Origin of the sequence: Streptomyces sp. Root1304, from assembly GCF_001426405.1 — a bacterium.
Taxonomy (GTDB): domain Bacteria; phylum Actinomycetota; class Actinomycetes; order Streptomycetales; family Streptomycetaceae; genus Streptomyces.
Genome location: NZ_LMEP01000002.1, coordinates 238,404 through 259,786 on the forward strand (window position 1 = coordinate 238,404; position 21,383 = coordinate 259,786).

A 21,383-nucleotide genomic window follows, 5' to 3' on the forward strand; every position below is an offset into this window, starting at 1 on the left:
CTGAGCACCGCCCTCGACGCCCTGGTGGTCCGCCACGAGGTGCTGCGGACCCGGTTCGCCACGGGCGCGGACGGCGACCCGGTGCAGATCGTGGAGGAGCCCTGGCATGTGGCCGTCGAGCAGCTGGACCTGGGCAGGGCCCCCGACCCCGAGGAGGCCGGCCGGGCGATCGTCGAGTCCTTCGGACACCGCCCGTTCGATCTGACCGAGGGCCGGCTGCTGCGGGCGATGACGGTCCGCCTGGGCGAGGACGACCACCTCCTCGCCCTCGCGATGCACCACATCGTCGTCGACGGCTGGTCGATGGGCGTCCTGGTGGAGGAGCTGCGCCGCCTCTACACCGGGAACTCACCCCTCGAAGAACTCCCCATCCAGTACGCGGACTTCGCGCTCTGGCAGCAGAAGCAGCTGTCGGGCGACGCCCTCGGCAAGCACCTGGACTACTGGCGGACCCAGCTGGCCGGCCTGGAGACCCTCGAACTCCCCACGGACCGCCCCCGCCCCCGTATCCGCTCCGGCGCCGGAGACACCCANCTGGACTACTGGCGGACCCAGCTGGCCGGCCTGGAGACCCTCGAACTCCCCACGGACCGCCCCCGCCCCCGTATCCGCTCCGGCGCCGGAGACACCCACGCCTTCACCGTCCCCGCCGACACCACCACCGCCCTGCGCGAACTCGCCGCGAAGAACAACGCCTCCCTCTTCATGACCGGCCTCGCCGTCTTCCAGCTCGTCCTGGCCCGCTGGAGCGGACAGAACGACATCACCGTCGGCGTCCCCATCGCCGGACGCAACCGCACCGAACTCGAAGACCTCGTCGGCTTCTTCGTCAACACCCTCGTCATGCGCACCGACATCACCACCGACACCCCCTTCACCACCCTCCTCAACGAAGTCCGCCAGACCACCCTCGACGCCTACGCCCACCAGGACCTCCCCTTCGAACGCCTCGTCGANATCACCACCGACACCCCCTTCACCACCCTCCTCAACGAAGTCCGCCAGACCACCCTCGACGCCTACGCCCACCAGGACCTCCCCTTCGAACGCCTCGTCGAGGACCTCACCCCCGACCGCGACCTCAGCCGCAACCCGCTGGTGCAGGTGGGCTTCAGCGTGGAGGGCGGGTCCTCGGACCCGTGGGAGATCCCCGGTCTGACCATGCGGCCGGTCCCGGTGAGTTCGAAGGTGTCGAAGGTCGACGTCTCCGTCTTCCTGACGGAGGAGGCGGACGGCACCCTGTCCGGAGAGGCGACCTTCGCGACGGAGCTGTTCGACACGGCGACGATCGAGCGGCTGACCGGCCACTTCCTCACCGCCCTCGCCGACGTCTGCGACCACCCCGACCGCCCCGCCGGCGACATNGCCACTTCCTCACCGCCCTCGCCGACGTCTGCGACCACCCCGACCGCCCCGCCGGCGACATCCAGCTCCTCACCCCGGCCGAACAGACCCAGATCCTGCACGAGTTCAACGACACCACCGTCGACTACGCCGACGAGACCACCGTCCACCGCCTCTTCGAGGAGCGGGCCGCGCTCGCCCCCGAGGCGCTCGCCGTCGTCCACGGCGACAGCTCGTACACGTACCGGGAGCTGAACGAGCGGGCCAACCGCCTCGCCCACCACCTCATCGAGCAGGGCGTCACCACCGACACCCTCGTCGGGATCTCCCTCGGCCGCGGCATCGACATGATCACCGCACTCCTCGCGGTCCTCAAGGCCGGCGGCGCCTACGTCCCGCTGGACCCCGACAACCCGCCCAGCCGTCTCGCCTTCATGCTGGAGGAGACCCGGGCGCCGCTCGTCCTCACCCACGCGGACCTCGCCCCGCGCCTGGAGCACACCCCGACGCCCCTCGTCCTCCTGGACCGGCTCCCCCTCGACGGCCGGCCCACGGACAACCCCGTCACCCCCACCGGCGCCCGGGACCTCGCCTATCTGATCTACACCTCCGGCTCCACCGGCACCCCGAAGGGCGTGCAGATCGAGCACCGCTCCCTCTGCCGGCTGATCTCCAACAACTGGTTCCACACGATCACGGCCGACGACGTCGTCTCCCAGATCCTCAACTTCGCCTGGGACTCCTTCGCCCTCGAATGCTGGCCGGTGCTCACCTCCGGCGCCACGATGGCGATCCTGGACCCGAAGGTCCTCGCGGGCAGCGAGCCCTTCGCGGAGGCGCTGGTGCGCCACTCCGTGACGACCGCGCTCATCCCGACGCCGCTCTTCAACCAGTACCTCGTGGAGCGCCCGGACCTGCTGAAGGACCTGAAGTCCGTCTTCTACGGGGGCGAGGCCGGCGACCGTTCGATCGCGGACGCCCTGCTGTCGGGGCCGTACGCCCCGGGGCGGCTCGCGCACCTCTACGGGCCGACCGAGGCGGGCGTCGTCGCGACCGGCTTCGTGGTGGACGAGAACCGGCCGGGCACGACCTCCATGCCGATCGGCTCACCGGTGGCCAACACCCAGGTCCTGGTCGTGGACCGGCACGGCGGTCTCGCTCCCGTCGGCGTCCCCGGCGAGCTGTGGATCACCGGTCCCGGTCTGGCCCGCGGCTACCTCGACCGCCCGGAGCTCACCGCCGACCGCTTCACCACCACCCACCACACCCCCGAGCCGACCCGCGCCTACCGCACCGGCGACCTCGTCCGCTGGCTCCCCGACGGCGCGATCGAGTTCCTGGGGCGGATCGACAACCAGGTCAAGATCCGGGGTCTCCGCATCGAGCTGGGCGAGATCGAGGCCACCCTCACCGCCCACCCCCACATCAACCTGACCACCGTCATCGTCCGGGAGGACACCCCGGGCGACAAGCGGCTGACCGCCTACTACACGACCCCCACGGACACCCCGCACACCACCAACGACCTCCGCACCCACTGCCGCACGCATCTCCCCGACTACATGGTCCCCAACTACTTCGTCCACCTCTCCAAGCTCCCCACCACCCCCAACGGCAAGGTCGACCGCCGCGCCCTCCCCGCCCCCACCGTCACCGCCGACACCACCGGCCACACGGCACCGCGCACCCCCACCGAAGCCACGATCACCGCCATCTGGGCCGAGACCCTCGACACCCCGCTCGGCGTCCACGACAACTTCTTCGACCTCGGCGGACACTCCCTCCTCGCCACCAAGGCCGCCAACCGGATCGGCCAGGCGCTCGGCGTCGAGGTCTCCGTCCGCCGGCTCTTCAGCCACCCGACCGTGGCCGAGCTGGCCGCGAGCCTCGCGGAGTGCGCGGAGCTGACCGCCGACCCGATCACCCGCCGTGCGGAGGGGGTGCGGGAGGTTCCGCTGTCCTTCGCGCAGCAGCGCCTCTGGTTCCTCGACGAACTGGACCCGGGGAGCGCGGAGTACGTGGTGCCGACGGCGTTCCGTGTACGCGGCCCGCTGGACCCGGCGGCGCTGAACTCGGCGCTCGACGCCCTGGTGGTCCGCCACGAGGTGCTGCGGACCCGGTTCGCCACGGGTGCGGACGGCGACCCGGTGCAGGTGATCGACGCGCCCTGGCACGTCGAGATCGAGCACGTCGACCTCACCGGGGCCCCGGAAGCCGGGGCTCCCGAGGCCCTCGACGCCGGCCGCGCCGTCGTCGAGTCCTTCGGCGAGCGCCCCTTCGACCTCTCCGCCGGACGCCTGCTGCGGGCGATGACGGTCCGCCTCGGTGAGGACGACCACCTCCTCGCCCTCGCGATGCACCACATCGTCGTCGACGGCTGGTCGATGGGCGTCCTGGTGGAGGAGCTGCGACAGCTCTACGCGGGCACCTCACTGACCGAACTGCCGCTCCAGTACGGGGACTTCGCAATCTGGCAGCAGAAGCAGCTGGCCGGTGACGGGCTGGACGGACATCTGGACTACTGGCGGACCCAGCTGGCCGGCCTGGAGACCCTCGAACTCCCCACGGACCGCCCCCGCCCCCGTATCCGCTCCGGCGCCGGAGACACCCACGCCACATCACCACCGACACCCCCTTCACCACCCTCCTCAACGAAGTCCGCCAGACCACCCTCGACGCCTACGCCCACCAGGACCTCCCCTTCGAACGCCTCGTCGAAGACCTCACCCCCGACCGCGACCTCAGCCGCAACCCGCTGATCCAGTCGATGTTCGCCCTGCAGAACCTGCCGGTGCAGGACTGGAGCCTGCCGGGGACGACGGTCGAGCTGCTGCAGACCTCGGGGCGGACCTCGAAGTTCGACGTCTCCGTCTTCCTGACCGAGGAGTCGGACGGCACCCTCTCGGGCGAGGCGACCTTCGCCACCGAGCTGTTCGACACGGCGACGATCGAGCGGCTGACCGGCCACTTCCTCACCGCCCTCGCCGACGTCTGCGACCACCCCGACCGCCCCGCCGGCGACATCCACCGGCCACTTCCTCACCGCCCTCGCCGACGTCTGCGACCACCCCGACCGCCCCGCCGGCGACATCCAGCTCCTCACCCCGGCCGAACAGACCCAGATCCTGGACGACTTCAACGACACCACCGTCGGCTACCTCGACGACACCACCGTCCACCGCCTCTTCGAGCGGCAGGCCGCGCTGACCCCGGACGCGCTCGCCGTCGTCCACCACGACGCGACCCTCACCTACCGCGAACTGAACGAGCGGGCCAACCGCCTCGCCCACCACCTCATCGAGCAGGGCGTCACCACCGACACCCTCGTCGCGCTCTGCCTCGACCGCGGAACCGACATGATCACCGCACTCCTCGCGGTCCTCAAGGCCGGCGGCGCCTACGTCCCGCTGGACCCCGACACCCCGGCCTCCCGGCTGGCCTTCATGCTGGAGGAGAGCGCGACCCCGCTCGTCCTCACCCACTCGGGGCTCACCGGCCGCCTCGACCACACCCCCACCCCGCTGCTGGCGCTCGACCGGTTCGACTTCGCCGCGTTCCCCGCGCACGACCCGGTCACCCCGACCGGGCCCCGGGACCTCGCGTACGTCATCTACACCTCCGGTTCCACGGGCACCCCGAAGGGCGTGCAGATCGAGCACCGCTCCGTCTGCCGGCTGCTGATCAACAACTGGTTCAACACGATCGGCGCCGAGGACGTCGTCTCGCAGACGTGCAACTACTGCTTCGACGTCTTCACGTACGAGTGCTGGGGCGCCCTCATCACGGGTGCGGCGCTCGCCGTCGTGGACAAGGAGGAGCTGTCCGACTCCGACGCGCTCGCCGCCGCGTTCCGCCGGGACCGGGTGACGGTCGCCTGGCTGACGGCCCCGCTGTTCAACCAGCACGTCTCCGAGCGGCCGGACCTGGTGGCCGGGATGAAGACCGTGATGTACGGCGGTGAGGCCGTGGACCGCGCGGTCGCCGACGCCCTGATGTCGGGACCGTACGCCCCCGGCACCCTGATCAACGGATACGGGCCCACCGAGGCGACCGTCTTCGCGACCTGCTTCGTGGTGGACGAGAACCGGCCGGACATGACGACCATGCCGATCGGCCGGCCGATCTCCAACACCGGCAACCTGGTCGTGGACCGGCACGGCGGTCTCGCTCCCGTCGGCGTCCCCGGCGAACTGTGGATCACCGGTCCCGGTCTCGCCCGCGGCTACCTCAACCGTCCCGAACTCACCGCCGACCGCTTCACCACCACCCACCACACCCCCGAGCCCACCCGCGCCTACCGCACCGGCGACCTCGTCCGCTGGCTCCCCGACGGGACCATCGAGTACCTGGGGCGGATCGACAACCAGGTCAAGATCCGGGGCCTCCGCATCGAACTCGGAGAGATCGAGGCCACCCTCACCACCCACCCCCACATCAACCTGACCACCGTCATCGTCCGGGAGGACACCCCCGGCGACAAGCGGCTCACCGCCTACTACACGACCCCCGCCAACACCCCCCTCGGCTCGGGCGATCTGCGTGCGCACTGCCGCACCCACCTCCCCGACTACATGGTCCCCAACCACTTCGTCCACCTCGCCAAACTCCCCACCACCCCCAACGGCAAGGTCGACCGCCGCGCCCTCCCCGCCCCCACCCTCACCACCCCCGGCAACACCAGCCACACCCCGCCCCGCACCCCCACCGAAACCACCATCACCACCGTCTGGGCCGAGACCCTCAACACCCCCCTCGGCATCCACGACAACTTCTTCGACCTCGGCGGACACTCCCTCCTCGCCACCAAGGCCGCCAAGCGCCTGCGGAACGCCGGCCTGGACGTCACGGTCCGGCAGATCATGCAGTGGCAGACCGCCGCCGAACTGGCCGCCGCCCTCGGATCCGACGCCTCCGGGCACCCGGTCACCGACGGCTCCGACCCCCTCGTCTACAAGCTGTCGGCCGGCGATGCCGACCCCACGCTCCCTGCCGTCTTCTGCGTCCACGCCAGCGGCGGCACCCCGAACGCCTACGGACAGCTCGCCCGGCTGCTGCGCGCCGACTGCACCACGTACGGCATCCAGGCCGTCGGCATGGACCGCTCCGAAATGCCGCTGCGGGACATCCGGGCCATCGGCGAGCGGTACTGGGAGGCCATCAAGTCCGTCCAGCCCGAGGGGCCCTACCACCTCCTCGGCTGGTCGCTGGGCGGTGTCGTCGCCCACGAGATCGCCCGCCAGGGCGCGGCCGAGACCGCCACGGTCTTCCTGGTCGAACCGCCCGTCCACGGCCCGCGCCTGGAGCGGCGGCTGCGGCCCGGCGTCGAGCTGTACGGCCGGGCGGCGGAGCTGTGGGCCCGCGGCCAGGACGCCGACCCGGAGACCCGGGCGGCACTGGAGGCCGAACTCCGCTCCTTCACCGGCCCCTTGGAGGTGCCCGCGGACTCCGTCGGGCTCGACGAGTGGCTTCCGTACGAGACCCTCGGTCTGCTCCTCGACGCCCTCCTCGGCCACCGGCCCGAGGTGTCGGCCGCCCCGGCGGTGCTGTTCGTGAGCGACGAGGTCGCCTTCAGCCAGGAGGGCTCCGTCGCGAACGAGCGCGACCTCGCCGAGTACCTCGGCCACTGGCAGGCGCTCCACACCACCGCACCGGTGGTGGAACGGACGCCCGGCGACCACGGGGCGATGATGACGGAGCTGCCCGCCATCGAGAAGGTCGCGAAGGTGCTCCGCACCTTCCTCACTCCGTCCCCGAACCCTCAGAACGTGAACGAGCAGGTGGGCTGAACATGCTGAACGTCATCGCGGAAGCACTGGAGAGCGTCCACGGACGCAGCGCCGTCGGGCTCAACGCCCGCCTGGAATCGCTCCTCGACAACGAGTGGGTGCTCCTGGCGGAGCGCAGGACGGACGAGGACGGCCGGATCGACGAGTGGGGCCACGCGGGCGGACACCGGGGGCTCTACCGGATCGTCTTCGACGTCGACCGGTACTTCGCGGGCCTCGGGCTGACCCCCGGGTACCCCGAGGTGACGACCACGTTCCGCGCCTCCGAGGAGGGGGCGGGACACCGGGTGACGCTCACCTTCTCGCCCCACCGGTACGCCGCCGTCCTGAGCCCGACGTGACCGCCACGACCGTCGGGCCGGCCCGCGCGGGCCGGCCCGGCACCGGCTCAGCCCGCCGTGGCCACCGCGTCCCGGTCCGTCGTCTCCGCGAGGCGGGCGAGCACGCGGCCCGCCGCCTCGGGGGCCATCGTGGCCGTCAGCTCCCGTACGTCGGCCAGGGCCCGGCCCGCGGCCTCCGGGTCGCCGGCCGCCAGGTGGGCGGCGCGCAGCAGGACCAGCGCGCCGGCCTCCTGGGCGGGGGTCTCCATCTGCCGGAAGAGCGGCAGCGCCCGCGTCAGGCGGGCCACGGCCCGGCCCGGCTCCCCGGTGGCGAGCTCCAGCTCGCCGAGGGTGACCAGGGTCCGGCCCATGACGAGGCGTTCGTCGGAGGACTCGGCGAGGACGAGGGCGCGGTGCAGCGCTTCGGCGGCCTCGGCGGTCTCGCCGCGGCGGAACCGGGCGGAGCCGATGCCGTGCAGGGCGTAGGCCTCGCCGGTGTGGTCGCCGATGAGCCTGACCACGTCGTGGACCTGGGTGAAGGTCTCCAGGGCCTCGTCGTACGCGCCGCGCTCCAGATGGGTCTGGCCCATCCGGTGCAGGACCTGGGCCTCGACGCGGCGGCCGCGGCCCTCCCGGCTGAGCCGGAGGGCTTCGTCGAGGAGGGGCCCGGCGGCGTCCTCGTCGCCGTTGCCCAGTCTGAGCTGGGCGAGGTTGTGCAGGACGTACGCGACGGCGACGGTGCCGTCGCTCTCGCGGAAGACCCGGAGGGCCGCCTCGTAGTGGGCGGTCGCCTCGTCGGCACGGCCGTGCAGCCGGGCCAGGTAGCCCAGGCCGCGGGCGGCGAGGGCGGAGCCGAGGGCGTCGCCGATGCCGTCGAAGATCTCGGCGGAGCGCCGGAAGTGGGTCTCGGCGGCGGCGAAGTTCTGCTTCGTGACGGCGAGCGAACCGAGGGACTGGAGCGTGGCGGCCTGGCCGAGCTGGTCCCCGCCCTTGCGGGCGGCGGCGAGGGCGACCTCGTGGGTGTCGCGCCAGTCGTCGAGCCGTACGTGGGTCTCCAGGAACGTCACCGCGGTGACGGCGAGGCCCCAGCAGTGCGCGGTGAGCCCCATCATGGCGGCCTGCCGGACGCTGGGGAGCAGCATCTGGCGTTCCCGGGAGAACCACTGGAGGGGCTCGGCCAGGATGCGGTCCACGGTCCGGTCGGGCAGCGGGTGGAGGGGCACGTCGTGGCTGCGGATCAGGACGTCCTGCCCGTACTCGCGGTGCCGTGCCTCGGTCATCAGGAAGAGGAAGCAGCCGAGCACCCGGGTCAGGGCGGCCTCGCGGGCCTCCACGGTCTCCTCGTCGGCGAGCCGCTCGCGGGCGAAGACCCGGATGAGGTTGTGCAGTTGGTACTGGGAGTGCCGGCCGGTCGCGGTCCCCGCGGTGTCCACGAGCTGGGCGTCGGAGAGTTCGTCGATCAGGTCCCGTACGGGCGCCTCGGGAAGGTCGAGCAGCGCCATGCCGGTCCACGGGGAGAACGGGCCCTCCTCGACGACGGCGAGCCGGCGGAAGAGCCGCCGGGCGTCCTCGCTGACGCTGTCGTACGTGAGGGAGAGGCTGGCCCGGATGCCGACGTCCGCGTAGTTCAGCTCGTCGAGCCTGCGGGTCTCGTCCTCCAGGCGCTCGACCAGCTCCGCGACCTCCCAGTGGGGGCGGGCGGCGAGCCGGGCGCCCGCGATGCGCAGGGCGAGCGGGAGGTGGCCGCAGAGTTCGGCCAGGTCGGCGGTGGCCTCGGGTTCGGCCTCGACGCGTTCGGCGCCGGTGATCCGGCCGAGGAGTTCGGCGGACTGCGCGGGGCCGAAGGTGGTGACGTCGACGCGGACGGCTCCGGCGAGGCTGCCGATGTGACGGCGGCTGGTGACGATCACCGCCGAGGTGGGCTTGCCCGGCAGGAGCGGCTTGATCTGGCTCTCGCCCGCGACGTTGTCGAGGACGATCAGCATGCGGCGCTCGGCGAGCAGCGCCCGGTACATCTCGGCCCGTTCCTCCAGGCCGTCGGGGATGGCGGTGCCGCTGACGCCGAGGGCGCGGAGGAAGCGTTCGAGGATCTGGGCGGGGCCGACCATGTCGGGGGCGCCGCCGTGCAGGTCCGCGAAGAGCTGTCCGCCGGGGAACTCGGCGGCGACCTCGTGGGCGACGTGGACGGCCATGGCGGTCTTGCCGACGCCCGCCTTGCCGACGATGGAGACGATGGGCACGGCCAGCCGGGACTGGTCGTGGGAGGAGAGGAGCAGTCGTTCCCTGATGCCGGCGACCAGGTCGTCGCGGCCGGTGAAGTCGGCGATGTCGGCGGGGAGCATCTCCGGGACGGGCGCGGCGGGAGCGGCGGCGGGGGCGACGGCCGGGGCTTCGGGGGCGGCGGCCTTGCGGGTGCCGGGGAGGTCGAGCCGGGGGTCCGTGGCGAGGATGGAGTGTTCGAGGCGTTTGAGGCGCGGGTCGGGTTCGACGCCGAGCTCGTCGATCATCCACTGGCGGGTGTCGCGGTAGACCTGGAGGGCCTCGGCCTGCCGGCCGGAGCGGTAGAGCGCCAGCATGAGCTGTCCGCGCAGCCGCTCGCGGAGCGGGAACTCGTCCACGAGGCCGAGGAGTTCGCCGACGAGCGCGCTGTGCTTGCCGAGCGCGAGCTCCAGCTGGATGCACTCCTCGGCGGCGGCGGTCCGCTGTTCGGTGAGCTTGCCGGCGCCGGAGCGGACGACCTCGCTGTACATCCCTTCGAGGGCGACCCCGCGCCAGAGGCCGAGCGCCTGGCGGTACGTGGCGGCCGCCTCCTCCCGCTGCCCCGCGTCGCGGAGCTTGCGCGCCCTGCCGACGAGTCCACGGAAGTGGAGGGCGTCGAGGTTCTCGTCCCCGGCGCGGACCATGTAGCCCTGCGGGTGGGTGGTGATGACGTCGGAGACCCCGTGGTTGCCGAAGAGGCGGCGGAGGGCGGAGACGCTGATCTGGAGCTGGGCGCGGGCGGTGGCCGGCGGGGCCTCCTCGTAGACGGCCCGGACGAGCCGGTCGACGCCGACGACGCGGTTGGCGTCGAGGAGGAGTGTGGCCAGCACGGTCTGCTGGCGGATGCCGCCGAGGTTGAGCGGAGTGGAATCGACGGTCGCTTCGAGTGGGCTGAGAACGCGGTACTCGACTCTTGGTCCTGGTCCGGATTGCACCACGGTTCTCGACTCCCCCCCAGGAATTCGCGCAGGCCACGGGGAACTCTAGAGATGTGCACGTCAATGGGTCAACAGACATCGGCCAAGGTGAGCAGGTGTGGCCGGATCCCGCCGCACTCCCATGTCCGGATGCGTCGGAAGCGGTTCCGAGCTATTGACAGACTCCTATCGAGAGAACACTCTCATTACATGCAGCAGCCGACCGAATCCCCTGGGCGAGCACCTCGCCGCCTCACCGACCCCGCCTCCATGCGGGCGCTCTCCCACCCCGTCCGGCTCGCCCTCATCGAGGTCCTCACGCTCCGGGGAGCCCTGACGGCGACCCAGGCCGGCGAGCTGATCGACGAGACCCCCACCACCTGCTCCTTCCACCTCCGCCAGCTCGCCAAGTACGGCTTCGTGGAGGAGGCGGGCCCCATGCCCGGCCGCTCGCGCCCCTGGCGCATCACCCGGCTCGGCTGGTCCCTGGAGAACGAGGCCCCCGACGGCACCACCGAGGCCAGGGAACACGCGGTGGCGGCCCGGCACCTCGGCGACATGACCCTGGAACGCCAGCTGGACCGGCACCGCTCGCACGACCACGGAGCCGAGCGGGCCCACACGGTCTGGTGGGTCACCCCGGACGAGGCGGCCGAACTCCGCGCAGACATCGACGAGTTGGTCATGCGCTACCGGGACCGCCTGCAGGACCCGGCCGCGCGGCCGCCGGAGGCGGAGGCGGTCGAGGTGGTCGTCCTGACCCACCCGTTCGCCTGAGACGCGGCACGAAGCAAAACCGGCCGGACCGCCGGACACCGATCGACACCGGACACCACACCGACGAACGAGGGGGAACCATGACCGCGGAGGCGGCGACCGCAGCGAAGCCGGCGGAGCTCGACGACTCGAAGCCCTTGCGCAAGAACAGGGACTTCACACTGCTGTGGAGCGGCCAGACCGTCTCCCAGCTCGGCACCGCCGTCTCCGTCCTCGCGTTCCCCCTGCTCGTCCTGGCCCTGAACGGCTCCGCCGTGCAGGCCGGCGCCCTCGGCACCCTCCAGGCGGTCATCCGGGTCACCTTCCAGCTGCCGGCCGGCGCGTTCGCCGACCGCTGGAACAGGAAGCGCGTCATGCAGGTCTGCGACGCGGGCCGGGCGGTCCTCTTCGCGGCCCTCGCCACGGCGATCCTGCTCGACCGCGCACCCCTCGCGGTGATCTTCGCGGTCGCCGGGGCCGCCGCGGTCCTGGACGTCCTGTTCGGCGCGGCCGAGACGTCGATCGTCAGCCAGCTCGTCCCCCGCTCGCAGCTCCCGGAGGCCTTCGCGAGCAACGAGGCCCGCTCGTACGGCGCCTCCCTGGCCGGTCCGCCGCTGGGCGGCTTCCTGTACGCGCTCGGCCGCTCGGTCCCGTTCCTCTTCGACGCCCTCAGCTACCTGCTCTCGTTCCTCGCGGTCTCCTTCATCCGCAGGCCCGCCGACCCCCAGCGGGAGCAGGCGGAGGGTTCCGCGAAGACGTCGCTGCGGCACGACATGCTGGAGGGCCTGCGGCACGTCGTCGCGAGCCCCTTCCTGCGGGCGGTCATCCTGATGGCGGCGCCGGTCAACTTCGCCCTCACGGGCGCCCAGTTCGCCGCCGTCCTGACCCTCACCGAATCCGGCCACAGCCCGCGGGCGCTCGGCATCGCCCAGGGCTGCATCGCGATCGGCGGCCTCCTCGGCGCCCTCTTCGCGGCCCGCATCCAGCGGCTGCTGCCCTTCCACCGGCTGCTGCTGACGGCCCTGGCGGCCCTGGTGGTCCTGCTCGCGGCGAGCACCGTCCTCAACGGCAGCCTGGCGATGGTCGCCCCGCTGGCGGTGGGCCTGTTCCTGGCCCCCGCGGTCAACTCGCTCCTCTTCGGCCGGATCGCCGCGACCACCCCGGCCCACATCCAGGGCCGTGTCATCAGCGTCGTCGCCCTGTCGGCCACGGCGGCGGCGTCCCTGGCCCCGATCGTCGTCGGCGTGGTGGTGGAACACCGCGGCGGCACGGCGGCCATGGCGGCGGTGCTGACCGCCGCGGTCCTCTCCCTCGCGGCGGCCACCCTGACCCGCGGAACCCTCCGGGAGTCCGCGCCGGCCGAGACGCCTTCGGTCTAGGGAAGTTGGGCGGCGAGGGCCTCGGCGAGGGCGCCGGTCCGCCGCGTGCGGTCCGGGGAGCCGGCTCCCGCCTCCCCGAGGCCGACGAGCAGGGAGGCGTCCCCGTCGCCGTCGAGCTTCAGCCGTACGGCGGCGACGTTTCCGCTGCCGGTGACGACCGCCTTCCCGGCCCCGGCGTCACCCGCCTTCTTCAGATAGGCGACCAGCTCGTCGACGGACGACCCGGACAGCCTCTGGACCACGGGGGCGAGCGGGGCGAGCGCCTGCGGCTTCCCGGTGGCGACGGTGTGCACCTCCACGTCGTCCTTCCCGATGTGGAAGGTGCAGCTCACCAGGACGCCCGGGTTCTCGGCCAGCGGCTCCCCGGGCTTCGCCCGCTTCCCGCCCTCGGCCGTGGCGACGGGATCGCCGTCCGCCTTCACCGGCCCGGGCCCGACCTCCCCTTCGAGGCCCGCCTTCTTCGCCGCCGCCGCCAGGTCGTACGGCAGCGGGCAGGTGCTCGCCCCGCCGTCGGGCACCTTGTCGGCGGTGCCGGTCAGCCCGCCGAGGCTCAGCGGCGCGGCCGCACCGCCGCCGCTGCCGCCGCCGGTGTCGCTCTGGCAGCCGGTCACCAGGGCCGCCGCCGTCAGGGCCGCCGCGATCAGCAGCCCCTGTCGCCGGTACCGGCCGGGGCGGTGGGCTCGTACGTGTGTCACGTGTCGTGTCCTCAGGAGGTCGGGGCGGAGCAGCCGAGCCGCTTGCCTGCGGCTTCGACGAAGTCGTCGAAGAGATCCTGCCTACGGGGGGTGCCGGGCGCGTCGGCGGCGTCCTGGTAGCTCCGGCCGAACTCCATGGAGAAGTACGTCGGAACACCCGCGCAGTCGGCGACCACGTGCCGGGTGTCGAAGCCCGAGACCGGGCGCCCGGCCACCGGGGGCTGCGTGGTGAACCCGGTCGAGGCGCGGATGCCCTCGACGATCCGGGGCTCCCGCGTCACGGCGTAGGTGGCGTACCCCTCCACCTCACAGGCCCAGGTGGGGCGGCCGCTCTCCCCCGGCGCACCGGTCACGGTCTCCTTCACCGCCCCGCTCCCGGTCCCGGCGCCCGTTCCCGGAGTCCGTCCGCCCGGTCCCGGGAATCCGAGCCCCTCGATCCCGCACACCGCTCCGTCCCGGACCGGCCGGGGCGCCGGGGCCGCCGGCAGCGCGGCGGGCGCGACGAGCGGCCCCCCGGTGAGGCATCCGGCCCGTTCCGCCGCCCTGGTGGCCACGTCGGTCAGGAGCCGGGCGAACTCCACCGGGCCGGAGCCCTCGGGCGCGTACCCCTCGACGACGGCCGGCCCGGCCTGCGTCGTACAGCGGGCGGGCAGCAGGACCCAGCCGTGGTCCGCGCCGATCCCGCCGACCGCGCCCCCGGCGCCGCCGGAGAAGAACGACGCGGTGGCCGGGTTCGGCCAGCGGCCGTCGTCGGTGAACGGGAAGTCGCCGCGCTCGCGGGCGGCCGAGACGCGGATGCGCCCGGTGTCCGTGCCCGGCAGGAACGACGAGCTCTCGACGGTGCAGTCGAAGGAGAGGCGGTCGCCCGGCCGCTCGTCCAGGCCGTCGCGGTCGGAGACCCGGCCGGAGGACGGGAAGACGGCGTCGGCCGCGTCGGTGGACACCAGGCCCCCGCACACCGTGTCGCCCGCGAAGAGGTCGGTGTTCAGCCAGAGGTGCGCGCCCACCGCGAGGACACCGACCGCCACGACGGGTGCGAGGACCTTCCGTCCGAGGGCCGCCCGGCCGCTTCCTTCCGCCATGTCACTTCCTCGTTCGCAGGGCCGAGTAGGCGTCCTCGCGGCCGGTGATGAAGCTCTGCTCCGCCTCGCCCCTGGCGTGCGCGTGCGCCTCGGTGCCCTGGACGCCGCGGCTGCCGCCCCAGGCGTCGATGAGCGCGTTCGTGCCGCCGACACCGGCGGAGGTCGCGGTGCTGTCCTTGGACCTGGCCACGTCCTCCGCCGCGGACGCCACGTCCTTGGAGTACTCGTACGTGGCCGCGTCGACCATGCGCTGGATCGGGTCGCCCACCACCGGGATCTGGGTGAAGAGACCACCGACACCGTGGTACGTGTAGCGCATGGCGTCGTTGAGGTTGCCGATCTTGGTGTCGCGGTCGTCGAGGATCATGTCCGATCCGATCGCGGTCATCGCCCCGTACACCTCACCGACGTCACGGGCCTTGTTGTCCCAGTCGCCGACGACGTTGTTCTGCTGGCCGTCGGCGGCGTCCCGCGCGGTGGCCAGGTACTCCGCCGAGTAGAGCTTCTCGTTCTCGTACAGCATGTCGTAGACGAGGACGGGCTCGCCGCCGGGAGTCGTCCCGTACGCGGCGTCGGACACCCCGCGCATCACCCGGAGCAGGCTGTGCTTGCTGTTGGTGATGCTGGAGTCCTCGCCGTTCGCGTTGATCCCGGAGCCGCCCTCGGGGCTGGACTTCTCGGTGCCGCTGAGGATGGCGTGGGTGTCCATGGTGTAGTCGGCGAGCGCGCGCCCCAGCGGGACCTTCAGGTTCTGCTCGATCGCGTCGCCCTTGCCGCCCTTGTCCAGGACGTTGATGGTCTCCTGCATCACCCGGGCCTGGGACTCCGAGTGCTGGTCGAAGGCGGCGCCGGGCGCGCCGGGCTCCCGCCCCGTGGTCGCCGCTTCGAGGGCCGCGCCGAGGCCGATCCGGCTGGTGTAGTCGTCGAAGGTGGTGACCCCGTACCCGGTGATGACGTTGTCGGGCCAGTCGCGGGAGCCGTCGCCGCTGCCGAGCAGGTACGACAGGTGGTCGTTGCCGACGTGGTCACCGGCCGGCCCGTTGCCCTGCGGGTCGAAGAACGCGGTCGCGGCGTCCGGGTTCTTGCTCATCACGCCGAGGAGGCCGTCGATCGGGTCGCTCTCGATGCCCCGGTCCTCCCAGCCGCCGCCCCACTTGGTGAAGATGCCCTCGTGCTCCTTCTCGGCGGCGATCAGGTCGTCGCCGAGCTGGTAGAGGAACTGGTCGTCGAAGTCGGTGTCGGCGTGCTGCATCATGCTGACGAACGACTGGTAGCCGTGCAGCGGCTGGGTGTTGGAGCCGTAGTTCTTGACGCCGTTCTTGTCGAGGCTCTCGGTCCAGTCCTTGTAGAACTTGCCGTCCGGGCTGTTCAGCCACTCGTTGAACTTCTTCGACCCCGGCGGCATGTCGGAGACCTTCCCCGGCACCTGGGTCGCTCCGGCCACCGTGTTGGCCAGACCCCGTTCCAGGTCCTGGTGGTCCTTGGTGTTCAGCTTGTTGGAGAGCTTGATGGTCCCGTCGGTGCCGAGCCCGGCCAGGAAGGTCTGGCTGAACTCCTTGTTTCCGGCGTTGTCGCGGAAGGAGCGGTTCAGTTCGGCGTAGTCGGCGGCGGACACCTTCTCGCCGCTGTTGATGCGGGTGGCGATGTCCTGGGCCTTCTGGGCCTCGTAGAGCTCGATGTCACCGACGGCGGCGCCGTTGAAGCCGTACCGCTGGTTCGGCAGGCCGGGGATGACGCCCTTGTTCCCGCCGGCCGCCTGGACGAGGGCCAGCTTCGCGCCCTGGTCGGCGTCGTCGACGGCCTTCACGGCGGCGTCGATCCGCCGCGTCCACTCCTCCGACGCGCTGTGGCGCTTGCGCTGGAACTCGGGGTAGTCGGGATCGTTGCGGGAGGTCTTGTACTTGCTGGAGTCCCAGGTCGCCTTCCCCTGGCCGTCGACGATCATCTCGTCCGCCTGGGCCTGGGTGACGACGTCCTTGACGGCCTTGACCAGCGTCACGAACTGGGTGTGCGCGTCCCGGAGCAGCGAGGCGATGGCCTTGGCCTCGACCTGGGCGGCGGCGTACTGCTGACGGGTCCCGGAGAACTGCCCGGAGGCGGAGTTCGCACTGAACCCGAGCCAGATGCCGTCCTCGGCGACGGACTGCACCGAATCCTTGTAGTCGGTCTCCAGCGTGTGGAAGCTCGTCGCCATCTCGTCCCACTTGCCCGCGGCGGTGGTCAGCGGAGTGAGATCGATCGTGACGACGTCCTGGTACGTCAGCATGGGTTCCCCCGGGGGTTACTCGTCATACGGGCGAGCGGTGCGGCGGGTCTTCGCAGGGGCCGGCGGCACGGCGCGCGAGCCGGCAGTACGGCGTAGGGGGCCGGCGGTTCGGGCCGGCTTCCTGTCGTACGGGTTCGAGCGGCGTCCGGTGTCGGCGTACGGTCGTGCGGCTGCCGGTCCGGCTACGGGACGAACGGGCCCTGTGGGCCGCCGGCCGCCGGTGGCTGGAGGAGCAGCCACTGCTGCTGGAGCCCGTTGTCGAATCCCGTGAATCCGCTGCGGGTGCCCTGGAGCGCGGACTTGTCGGCGTCCAGCCGGGCCTGGAGCGACTTGACCTGCATGGCCCACTGCTCGTGCGCGCTCTTGAGGCCCGCGCTCGTCGCCCAGGACGCGAAGGCGGTCTCGGCGGCGTTGGTGGACTCGTCGGCCACGACGCCCGCCTTGTGGGTGTCGGGCTGCAGGCGCGTCTCCAGCGCCTTCACCGCGGCCGCCTTCCCCGGGTCGTTGGTGCGGAGATCCGGTTGCCCGGAACCACCGCCGGGGGAGGCCGCCGCGGAGTTCAGTCTCATCGCGGAGTCCTGGCGTACGGCCGATCCGTCCCGGACCTGCGCCCATTCCTCGTCGAACGACATCAGTTCCCCCTTCGTCACTGTTGCCCCACCGGCCACCCTACCCAAGCGCCGTCGAACGCCAAGGCGAGCAGCCGCACGGCGGGGCGGCGGGGCGGCGGAACCGCCGCGCGGGGGCGGGGTCCAGGTCGAGTGCGGCAGGACGGATGACCGACGAGGCCCCCGAGCAACGTGATGGAGACGTCGGACATCTCGATCAACAGCTCGGGGGCCTCGCCCGTCGCGCTTCACGGACCGACACCCGATCGGTGGCCCCATCGAAGAAGCTCGTCGATCGCGATGCCCGGGTCCAGCTGCGGACGCCTACATCAGCGGGCCTGCGCGCCGAAGCGGGTGCCGACGTTGGGCAGGCCGCCGGTGCCCGGCTTGTACACGGTCACCGGTGCGACCGTTCCGCCGGTGATGGTGTTGGACATGGGCAGGGCGTACAGGGCGCCGAGGCCGGGTCCGTAGGGCATGCCGACGTAGAGCTTGGTGCCGGTGTAGTGGATGTTGCGCCCCAGGTACTGGTTGGTGCCCGGGGTGCCGGGGATGCCGTCGCCGTCTCCGGCCTCGATCCAGCGGTCGTTGGTGCCGGCCGCCGCGACCAGGGAGAAGGTGTGGATGGCGCCGGCGTTCGCGGTGGTGCCGAGGGCCTCCCCGGGGGTGCCGACGGCGAGGCGCATGGTGGCGCCGGTGCTCACGGCACGGGGTGCGGTGTTGACGGCGGTCAGGGTCTCGCCCATGCGGTCGCCGGCTTCGGCGGTGCCGGAGACGTCGTCGTCGGCGGTGCCCTGCCACAGCTGACGCGTCTCGCTCCACGCGCCCGCGGCGGTCACGCGGCCGACCACGACGCGGCCCGCGTCGGCCTTCTGCGTGGCGCCGCCGTCCGTGGACATGGCCTCACCGGGCGAACCGATCGCGAGGATCGACTCGTTGGCGGTGGCCGAGCCCGAGGGGCGGTAGTCCGTCAGGGACAGCGACCAGGCGAAGTCGTCGTTCGCCTCGGCGCCGCCGGAGACGGTGTCGAGGTCCTGGTCGAGGCCGAACAGCGGCTTGGGGTGACCGTCGGCGTGCAGGGTGTGGCTGAACACCGCGAGGTTGCCCGCGGCGGCGTCGCCACCGATGACCTCATTGGGTGCGCCGATCGCGATGTGGTTGGAGTCGGCGGCCAGAGACGTGCCGAAGCCGTCGTTCGCCTCGGCCGCACCGGGGACGTCGGCCTTGTCCTGGTGGATCGCGACGTTGACGGAGCCGCGCAGGTAGAAGGCCGCACCGGCCTTGGCGACCGTGCCCACCTTCTCGCCGGGCGCCGCGACCACGATGTAGGGCTCGCCCGCGGCGGTGGTGCCGGCCACGACGTTGTCGCCCATCCGGTCGCCCGCCTCGGGCGTGGCCGCCTTGATCGCTCCGTCACCCGCACCCTGCTCGAAGTGGGTGCTCTTCAGCGCGCCGGTGCCCATACCGCCCGGGGCGCCGTACAGGATGTCGAAGAAGCCCGCGTCGGCGGCGGTGCCCACGTCCTCGAGGGTGGTGCCGACGACGAGGTCCGTGTAGCCGTCCTCGTTCCAGTCGACCGTGTCCATGGAGTCACCGAACCAGTCACCCGGTTCGGCACCCCCCGCCACCCAGTCGAGGTCCTGGTTGATCTCGGCGACGCCCTTGCCCCCGCCGTACACGATCCGCACCAGACCCGCGGTGGTGTCGGTGCCGACCGTGCCGGCCGGGTCGGCGATCGCGATGTCCTCGAGACCGTCACCGTTGAAGTCCACGATCCGGGTGGCACCGACCTTGCCGTCGATCCAGGACTTGAGGTCGTCGACACGGGAGATGACACCGGCCGTGGAGGTCTGCGCCGGGTCGATGCCGTAGCAACCCCCCTGCGAGGACTGGCTGCTGAGGCCGACGAGCTGGCCGGCGCGTACGACGGGGCCACCTGCGTCGCCCAGGCAGGCGGCCGCGCCGTCCTTGCCGGTGACGGTCGCGGAGGTGGCGGCCGCCGAGTCGACGGTGTAGGCGGCGGTGTGCAGCTTGAGCGGTGCCCACTCGGTCTTGTTACGGCCGTAACCGGCGAACTTCAGCTCTTCACCCGCTGCCGGTGCGGACGCGGCGAGCGCCACCGGAGTGACGCCTGTGACCGGCCTGTTGAGGCGGGCCAGGACGACATCGCGGTCGGTACGCGGGACGAGTTCGACCACGCGCCGCTCGGCGCCCTGGGTGCCGGACAGATCGGAGCGGCCGATGATCGCGGTGGTGCTCTTCTGCGGGGCTCCGGCCGGGACGGCGAGCGAAGCGGCCGGGTCGGCGGCGAAGCAACTCGCCGCGGTCAGCAGCCACTCGGCGTCCACGAGGACGGCGGAGCAGCCGCGGTCGTGCGGGCCGACGGTGATCTGGGCCGTGTAGGCGTAGGTGGTGTCGGCGACAGGCGTGCCGGTGACTGCGGAGGCGGGTGGGGCGCACAGCGCCAGCGGAGCCGCTATCAGGGCTGCGCCGAGCGTGGCCAGGCGGAGACCTCGGGAGTGCTGCATGAGTTGTTTCCTTGCTGCGGGATCCAAGGGGTGAACAGGCGTTCCGACGTTCCTACTTGGAGGTGCGGATCTCGACGAGCATGTGGTCGCGGCCCTCGGGGTCGGCACTCTCGCCGACCGCGGTCCAGGTGTTCTTGGCGACGNGACGTTCCTACTTGGAGGTGCGGATCTCGACGAGCATGTGGTCGCGGCCCTCGGGGTCGGCACTCTCGCCGACCGCGGTCCAGGTGTTCTTGGCGACGTCGAAGGACTTCTCCTCCGTGCCGACCGTCATGTCGACCTGGGCGCTCTGGTCGACGCTGCCCTTGACGGCGTACACGGCGGGGATCTCAAGCGTCAGCCAGCCGCTGTTCCCGGTGACCTTGAAGCAGATCTTGTCCTTGCTGCGGGCCCAGACCTCGAGCAGTCCGGCCTCACTGGCGCAGTCGGCCAGCACGATGTGCCCGTCGCCCCGCTTCAGGACGATGTTCTTCTCGGCGAGGATCTTGTCCGCGTTCGGGTAGTTGTACTCCTCCACGGCATATCCGGGTGCCGCGTCGGCCACGGGGTCCGTGTTCCCCGCCGGCCGGCCCGCCGACGAAGTCGTCCACAGCACGGCCGCCAGGCCGGCGGTACATGCCGTCGCAATGACGCGAGTGACGAGTTTCATGTGCACTTCCCTCTTACAGATCAGGTGCCTCATCCCCTTTTTCCATGCATAGCGACGCGCCCCGACCGGGTGCCCCTACGCCGTTTCAGGGAAATTCGAGCAAGTCCTGGAAGCAGCCGGGATGACGACTGCCGATATTTCCGCGCAGGCCGTTTCGGCCCACCTGGCGAGGCATGCGAATTCACCCNGGAAATTCGAGCAAGTCCTGGAAGCAGCCGGGATGACGACTGCCGATATTTCCGCGCAGGCCGTTTCGGCCCACCTGGCGAGGCATGCGAATTCACCCGGGCGAGCTGAAGCGGCTTTCTACGGCGCCTCATTCAAAAGCTCAATCCCTCCACATGTCCAACAGGATAAACCGGAAGAATCTACACAGAATTGCCGAAGTCACCCGCCGAAACGGCCGGCCTTACGAAGGTTGTAGGGACGACCGTGAAGGACCTGTGAAGAATCAGAGGTGCGATCTTTGCGAATGTGTGGGCTTTGACGCGCGAATAGAAATTCCATCGAGAGATGTTTGGGGTCGAAATTTCCAATTTGCCGGACGGGTCGCGCTATGAGATCCATCATGAATGACGGAGCCGATTCCCCGGGAAAACGGAACAATTGCCACGGATCAAGCCGTAGAACTGCGCCTCGCATTGCCATCCAATTGACGTTCAACTGAATGGATGTTGGGATCATGCTGCCTCGATGCCCGGACAGCACCTGCGCGCCATTTGCGGATCTGTCCGGGGAACGCGGCGGGAGGGCGGCACCGTGCCGTGCCATCGGGGCGAGTACGGGTCGGACAG

General features: G+C 71.5%; 12 protein-coding genes. 4 read left to right on the forward strand and 8 right to left on the reverse strand.

Annotated elements, in window-relative coordinates:
- Positions 1–4,316: 4,316 nt before the first annotated feature.
- Positions 4,317–4,580 (reverse strand): hypothetical protein, encoded by a 264-nt coding sequence (locus tag ASD33_RS06045; RefSeq protein ID WP_157869998.1) that lies wholly within the window; start codon positions 4,578–4,580, stop codon positions 4,317–4,319.
- On the opposite strand from ASD33_RS06045, the gene ASD33_RS36730 reads away from it, so the two are divergent.
- Positions 4,548–7,130, forward strand: coding sequence for an amino acid adenylation domain-containing protein (locus ASD33_RS36730; RefSeq protein ID WP_277922079.1), 2,583 nt, complete (start codon positions 4,548–4,550; stop codon positions 7,128–7,130). The two genes, ASD33_RS06045 and ASD33_RS36730, sit on opposite strands and share 33 nt — an antisense overlap.
- 2 nt (positions 7,131–7,132) lie before the next feature.
- Complete coding sequence (locus ASD33_RS06055) at positions 7,133–7,471, forward strand: hydroxyisourate hydrolase (protein ID WP_056554503.1); 339 nt, start codon at positions 7,133–7,135, stop codon at positions 7,469–7,471.
- Positions 7,472–7,518: 47 nt separating this feature from the next.
- Here ASD33_RS06055 and ASD33_RS06060 read toward each other — a convergent pair whose 3' ends face one another.
- A complete protein-coding gene (locus tag ASD33_RS06060) occupies positions 7,519–10,539 on the reverse strand; it encodes a BTAD domain-containing putative transcriptional regulator (protein WP_199863458.1) in 3,021 nt (1,006 codons plus the stop codon).
- Positions 10,540–10,836: 297 nt separating this feature from the next.
- Here ASD33_RS06060 and ASD33_RS06065 point away from each other — a divergent pair, with 297 nt between their 5' ends.
- Both ASD33_RS06065 and ASD33_RS06070 read left to right on the forward strand, forming a co-directional pair.
- Entirely contained in the window at positions 10,837–11,403 is a 567-nt protein-coding gene (locus ASD33_RS06065; RefSeq protein WP_063991976.1) for a helix-turn-helix domain-containing protein, read from the forward strand.
- Positions 11,404–11,483: 80 nt separating this feature from the next.
- Entirely contained in the window at positions 11,484–12,761 is a 1,278-nt protein-coding gene (locus tag ASD33_RS06070) for an MFS transporter (RefSeq protein WP_056554507.1), read from the forward strand.
- Here ASD33_RS06070 and ASD33_RS06075 read toward each other — a convergent pair.
- The 6 genes from ASD33_RS06075 to ASD33_RS06100 form a co-directional block, all read right to left on the reverse strand.
- Positions 12,758–13,456 carry a hypothetical protein gene (locus tag ASD33_RS06075; RefSeq protein WP_056554511.1) on the reverse strand — a complete coding sequence of 233 codons (699 nt, stop codon included), beginning with the start codon at positions 13,454–13,456 and terminating at the stop codon, positions 12,758–12,760. The two genes, ASD33_RS06070 and ASD33_RS06075, sit on opposite strands and share 4 nt — an antisense overlap.
- Positions 13,457–13,467: 11 nt before the next feature.
- Complete coding sequence (locus ASD33_RS06080) at positions 13,468–14,538, reverse strand: hypothetical protein (RefSeq protein WP_056554514.1); 1,071 nt, start codon at positions 14,536–14,538, stop codon at positions 13,468–13,470.
- A 1-nt stretch (position 14,539) separates the two neighbouring features.
- Positions 14,540–16,804, reverse strand: coding sequence for a DUF6571 family protein (locus ASD33_RS06085; RefSeq protein ID WP_056554517.1), 2,265 nt, complete (start codon positions 16,802–16,804; stop codon positions 14,540–14,542).
- A gap of 182 nt (positions 16,805–16,986) precedes the next feature.
- A complete protein-coding gene (locus ASD33_RS06090; protein ID WP_056554522.1) occupies positions 16,987–17,436 on the reverse strand; it encodes a hypothetical protein in 450 nt (149 codons plus the stop codon).
- A gap of 305 nt (positions 17,437–17,741) precedes the next feature.
- Positions 17,742–19,940: a trypsin-like serine protease gene (locus ASD33_RS06095; RefSeq protein WP_056554525.1), complete on the reverse strand. Its 2,199-nt coding sequence runs from the start codon at positions 19,938–19,940 to the stop codon at positions 17,742–17,744.
- 151 nt (positions 19,941–20,091) lie between these two features.
- A complete protein-coding gene (locus ASD33_RS06100; RefSeq protein WP_242426904.1) occupies positions 20,092–20,589 on the reverse strand; it encodes a hypothetical protein in 498 nt (165 codons plus the stop codon).
- Positions 20,590–21,383: the final 794 nt, after the last annotated feature.

Bases quoted from the DNA above. Each gene is read 5' to 3' on its own strand.
- ASD33_RS06055 (WP_056554503.1), top strand. From the start codon at position 7,133: ATGCTGAACGTCATCGCGGAAGCACTGGAGAGCGTCCACGGACGCAGC.
- ASD33_RS06065 (WP_063991976.1), top strand. From the start codon at position 10,837: ATGCAGCAGCCGACCGAATCCCCTGGGCGAGCACCTCGCCGCCTCACC.
- ASD33_RS06070 (WP_056554507.1), top strand. From the start codon at position 11,484: ATGACCGCGGAGGCGGCGACCGCAGCGAAGCCGGCGGAGCTCGACGAC.
- ASD33_RS06080 (WP_056554514.1), bottom strand. From the start codon at position 14,538: ATGGCGGAAGGAAGCGGCCGGGCGGCCCTCGGACGGAAGGTCCTCGCA.
- ASD33_RS06085 (WP_056554517.1), bottom strand. From the start codon at position 16,804: ATGCTGACGTACCAGGACGTCGTCACGATCGATCTCACTCCGCTGACC.
- ASD33_RS06090 (WP_056554522.1), bottom strand. From the start codon at position 17,436: ATGTCGTTCGACGAGGAATGGGCGCAGGTCCGGGACGGATCGGCCGTA.
- ASD33_RS06095 (WP_056554525.1), bottom strand. From the start codon at position 19,940: ATGCAGCACTCCCGAGGTCTCCGCCTGGCCACGCTCGGCGCAGCCCTG.
- ASD33_RS06100 (WP_242426904.1), bottom strand. From the start codon at position 20,589: ATGAAACTCGTCACTCGCGTCATTGCGACGGCATGTACCGCCGGCCTG.